The 4734-nt window shown below is 53.5% G+C and carries 5 protein-coding genes; 1 reads left to right on the forward strand and 4 read right to left on the reverse strand.

Annotated elements, in window-relative coordinates; genetic code table 11:
* Positions 1-434: 434 nt before the first annotated feature.
* The 4 genes from tsf to rplM all read right to left on the reverse strand — a co-directional run bounded on the left by tsf (position 435) and on the right by rplM (position 3288).
* Positions 435-1259, reverse strand: a complete 825-nt coding sequence (gene tsf, locus Q0F21_RS05350; RefSeq protein WP_297238087.1) for a translation elongation factor Ts — start codon at positions 1257-1259, stop codon at positions 435-437.
* A gap of 172 nt (positions 1260-1431) precedes the next feature.
* On the reverse strand, positions 1432-2307 hold the full coding sequence (gene rpsB, locus Q0F21_RS05355) for a 30S ribosomal protein S2 (protein ID WP_297238089.1): 876 nt from the start codon (positions 2305-2307) through the stop codon (positions 1432-1434).
* A 120-nt stretch (positions 2308-2427) separates the two neighbouring features.
* Positions 2428-2814: a 30S ribosomal protein S9 gene (gene rpsI / locus Q0F21_RS05360; RefSeq protein ID WP_297238092.1), complete on the reverse strand. Its 387-nt coding sequence runs from the start codon at positions 2812-2814 to the stop codon at positions 2428-2430.
* A 15-nt stretch (positions 2815-2829) separates the two neighbouring features.
* Positions 2830-3288, reverse strand: coding sequence for a 50S ribosomal protein L13 (rplM, locus tag Q0F21_RS05365; RefSeq protein ID WP_018107543.1), 459 nt, complete (start codon positions 3286-3288; stop codon positions 2830-2832).
* Between the two features lie 569 nt (positions 3289-3857).
* Between rplM and Q0F21_RS05370 the strand changes: the two genes are divergently transcribed.
* Positions 3858-4734 (forward strand): PDZ domain-containing protein (locus Q0F21_RS05370; RefSeq protein WP_297238094.1); only part of this gene is annotated, 877 nt, incomplete at its 3' end.

A 4734-nucleotide genomic window follows, 5' to 3' on the forward strand; every position in this document is an offset into this window, starting at 1 on the left:
ATCGCCACGAGTCCGATCAGGAAGAGTACAGCACAGATACTGACTGTACTGAGGAATGTAGAGCCGGTCACCGGGACACGGTGTGATTTCTTGGGCTTCGTCGACATGCTATCTACAACTATGATTGTGAGTGCCTCGGATGGCGTAAGCCGCCCTCAGGAGTGAGGCTAAGGGTCCAGGGGTCGCCCATCCTATGCCTCCTCCTCACGCTTACGTCCGTCCATTAAGTACGCAAATATACCAAATCAAACGGCACACCACCCCCTACTCCTTCATCGTCTGCAGATAAAGGCATGGAGATAAAGTGCTCGGCGAATGAGAAAGCAACGTCTTACTCTACGCCTATCCACCTCTCATAGTCATCTCTACCGACGCGATGGGGGCTGTATCGCAGTGCGATACAGCCCCCATTGGTGATTTATCGGGAGGGACGATTAGTCCTTATTCAGATTAACACGCTTGAAGGCGACTACAGTGAGCTCCTTATTCTCAGACTTCAGGATCTGCTCTACAGTCTTCTTGCTGTCGAGGATAGACTCCTGCATGAGGAGACAATTCTCCTTGTAGTACTTATTGAGAGATCCCTCAGCGATACGATCGAGGAGGTTCTCAGGCTTACCCTGCTCACGAGCCTTGTCACGAGCGATCTCGAGCTCACGCTCCTTGATCTCCTCAGTCACGCCCTCGGGCATAATAGCGACAGGATTCATCGAGGCGATCTGCATGCAGATCTCATTGGCCATCTTCTCAGAGGGCTCGATATTGAATCCTGCAATCGCTGCGAGCATGTTACCGGGGTGGATATAGCCATAGGTATGAGGTGCCTCGATGTACTCGTAGTGGCCGAGCTCTACCTTCTCACCCGTGACACCGGACTGCTGAGTCACCTCAGCCTCTACCGTGTGACCGTTATCCATCGTGAGAGCGAGGAGCTCATCGAGAGACTTAGGCTTATTCTTCATGGCGACATCGAGGATGCCCTCAGTCACGCCACGGAATCCGTCAGTAGCAGAGACGAAGTCGGTCTCGCACTTCAGAGCGACAATAGCAGCAAAGCCATCCTCGTACTTAGCAAGCACGCAGCCCTGCTCAGCGGTACGCTCAGAGCGCTTGGCAGCGATAGCCTGACCACGCTTGCGGAGGATCTCGACAGCCTTGTCGTGATCACCCTCAGCCTCCTGGAGAGCCTTCTTAATGTCAGCAAGACCTGCATTGGTAAGATCGCGCAGAGCCTTGATATCCTTCATCGATACATCCATAGTAGTGTATGTAGTTTAGTTGTTATGATTATTAGCTGGTATAAAAAAGTAAGGTCCTCTTGCGTCCCCTCTTATTACGATGGAAGCAAGAGGGCCTTAGTGTCATAATGACCGATAGACCGAAGTCATCGGTGGGCGTACCCTCACGAGGAATGGGTAATAAGCGGTTGCCTTACTCCTCAGTCGAAGTCTCGGTCTCGTTATCAGCCTCACTCTCCTCAGCGGAAGAGTCAGCCTCCTTCTCATCACCCTCCTCCATAGCACGACGGACACCGGAGAAGCGACGGCGACGACGGCCACGGCCCTCTCCGCTCTCGTCCTCGGAGTCTCCCTCCTTGCCGGAGTTGTCGGTATTCTGGATCTTGCGCTCCTGAGAGCCCTCCTTGATAGCCTCGCAGGCGGCAGCCACGATCAGCTCGATGCCGTCGTGAGAGTCATCGTTGGCGGGGATCAGGAAGTCGATGTCACGCGGGTTAGCGTTAGTATCAGCGATGGCAAAGACGGGGATACCGAGCAGGTGAGCCTCCTTGACAGCGATGTGCTCACGCACGGAGTCGATGACGAAGATGGCGCTCGGGAGAGTCTTCATGGAAGCGATGGAGCCAAAGTTCTTCTCCAGCTTCTCACGCTGACGGTCGATCTGCAGCTTCTCACGCTTGGAGAGGTTGTCGAAGACACCCTCGCCCTTCATCCTGTCGATGCGGTCCATCTTGGAGACCGTCTTGCGGATGGTGGGGAAGTTGGTCAGCATACCACCCAGCCAACGCTCGGTGACGAAGGGGATACCTGCCTCTCCGCAAAGCCTCGCTACCGACTCCTGAGCCGATCTCTTGGTAGCGACAAAGAGGACAGTCTTACCCTCCTGGGCAAACTTCTTGAGCGCCTCGCATGCCTCATCGATCTTAGCTACGGTCTTGTGCAGATCGATGATATGGATGCCATTCTGCTCCATAAAGATGTATGGAGCCATTGCAGGATTCCACTTACGGGTAAGGTGACCGAAGTGTGCGCCTGCATCGAGCAATTGGTCAAATGTTATTTGTGACATATATCGTTTACTTTCTTCTTGATTATCTTAAGAGATCAGCCTGCGCAGTAGGGGGCGACAGAGCCCCATCTCACAAGCTTGGATGCTAAACGTAGTCTTACAGCGAACTGCTCGATTAGGTTAACGCTTAGAGAACTGGAACTTACGACGAGCTCCGGGCTGACCGGGCTTCTTACGCTCTACAACACGGTCGTCGCGAGTCATGAAGCCGGCTGCACGCAGCGCAGCCTTGTCGTCAGGATTAACCTTGACAAGAGCACGAGCGATACCGAGACGAGAGGCCTCGCTCTGACCGGTGGTGCCACCGCCATTGACGTTGATATTGATGTCGTAGCGATCCTCTACACCGAGGAGAGCCAGAGGCTGTCTTACGATGCGGATGAGGAAAGGATTGGGGAAGAACTCCTCCAGAGCCTTCTTATTGATCGTGATGTTCCCGCTGCCCTCCTTGAGATAGACACGGGCGACAGATGCCTTTCTTCTGCCGAGTGCATTGATTACTTCCATGCTATGCTATTTCTCTTACTTCAGGTTGGGGAATTCGATCTTACGGGGCTTCTGAGCAGCCTTATCGTGCTCCTCACCTCCATAGATGTAGAGGTGATTGATCAGCGTCTTGCCGAGGCGATTCTTGGGCAGCATCCCTGCTACCATGCGACGGACGAGGCGGTCTGCACCACCCTTCTCAAACTCTCTCTTAGGAGAGGAGAGACGCTGTCCTCCGGGGAAGCGAGTGTAGCGTACATAGACGCGATCGGTCCACTTCTTGCCGGTCATGATGGCCTTGTCAGCATTGATGACAACGACATTGTCACCGCAGTCTACGTGCGGTGTGAAGGAAGGCTTGTGCTTCCCTCTCAGCAACTTGGCGATCTCACTGCAGAGTCGTCCAATGGGCTGACCGGTGGCGTCTACGAGAAGCCACTCAGCCTCGACAGTTGCCTTATTTGCAGAAATGGTCTTATAACTTAAAGTATCCATTTACTAGTAACTTATTAGTATTGAGTTATATCCAGCGGTAGATGTCTCGCGAGCCCGGCCTGTGAAAAACGGTCTCTCTTTGCTAATCAGTGGTGGGCGTGCAGCCCCCTGCGAGGATAAGCCATAGCTCTCGACATCAGACCTCTTGATAATAATCGGCGTGCAAAGATAGCACTTTTCTCTAACCCAGACAATCATGTACCCTCGTCTGAGTCCGATTTTTGCCCTACAGGTGCACTATCCGGGCATTGGAAGAGGACAAATGCATCAGGATCCGTCACCCGAGCGACCGGACTTCGGAGAGCGAAACGGAGCATCCCACACCATACTGACTATCAGCGGATGGAGATCTGCCATTTCTAATACCGGTATTAGTCGAATCTATTACCGGTATTAGTGTCGACTAATACCGACTTTAGATTTCACTGATACCGGTATTAGTCTGAGGGGTCACAGAGGGTCGAGCGTCCCTGTCCCATCATCTGCCGGACGCAATGAAGCAAGAAGAGAAAAATATCTACCTTTGTGTAGATTACTTGAACGCAAAGAAGACTAAATATTATATGAATATGAACGGATTGTATCGATCTATTTTGCTCCTCTGCATGGCGCTGATGGCCGGAGCGACACTATCGTATGGTCAGAAGGTCGGAGGATCTGGCGTCCGATGCGACGTAGGACTGCTCTACCAGATCAGCTACCAGGAGAGCTGGGGAGACTCGCACGCCGTGGTCGTGGAGGTGATCCCAGGCAGCCCCGCTGCCAGAGCCGGCATCCGTCCCGGGGATGTGATCCTCGAGATCGAAGGTCGCGACACGCAGAAACTCTCCGAGGAGACCATCACGGCGATGATCCTCGACCCCACTCATGATCAGGTCAGTCTGAAGATGCGCCGCCCCGGCACCCCTTCGTGGGATCTGGCGCTGCAGAAGGAGTGTCTCCCCTCAGGGATCCTGACGGAGGAGCTGCTGGCTCAGGCATTTAATATGTACAGCCTGGAGGATGTCACCTCGAGGCGCTTTACGATGCCACTCATATATACTCTCCCGACGATGCGCGACTTCATCAAGTACAGTACATTCTCCTTCGCCGATCAGGAGTCACGGATGAAGCCGGGAGCTCGTGCGGTGGCCAAAGAGCTGACAGATAAGGGACTCAAGGAGCTAACCACCGGCGGACAGCTGACGATCGTCTACAAGACCGCCCTCGAGAGCAATCCGGACTACAGGACAGGAAGTGAGGCCAATCTGGATCCGGGCTTCAGGAACTACCTTGTGACCAATAAGGGTGGTCGCTACGAGGTGGATCACTACCCCTTCCTCAGTATCAATACGCCAAAGTTCTCCGGGAAGTACCGGATGACTGTGGATATCGAGTTTATCGACTCAGAGGACAATACTAAGGTGTGGAGCGTGACTGCACGAGAGCTGCTCAATAGAGAGTACG

The sequence above is a fragment of the uncultured Porphyromonas sp. genome (assembly GCF_934359325.1).
Classification (GTDB): Bacteria; Bacteroidota; Bacteroidia; order Bacteroidales; family Porphyromonadaceae; genus Porphyromonas_A.

Coding starts and splice junctions, on each gene's coding strand:
- tsf (WP_297238087.1), bottom strand. CDS start 1,259: ATGGATGTATCGATGAAGGATATCAAGGCTCTGCGCGATCTTACCAAT.
- rpsB (WP_297238089.1), bottom strand. CDS start 2,307: ATGTCACAAATAACATTTGACCAATTGCTCGATGCAGGCGCACACTTC.
- rpsI (WP_297238092.1), bottom strand. CDS start 2,814: ATGGAAGTAATCAATGCACTCGGCAGAAGAAAGGCATCTGTCGCCCGT.
- rplM (WP_018107543.1), bottom strand. CDS start 3,288: ATGGATACTTTAAGTTATAAGACCATTTCTGCAAATAAGGCAACTGTC.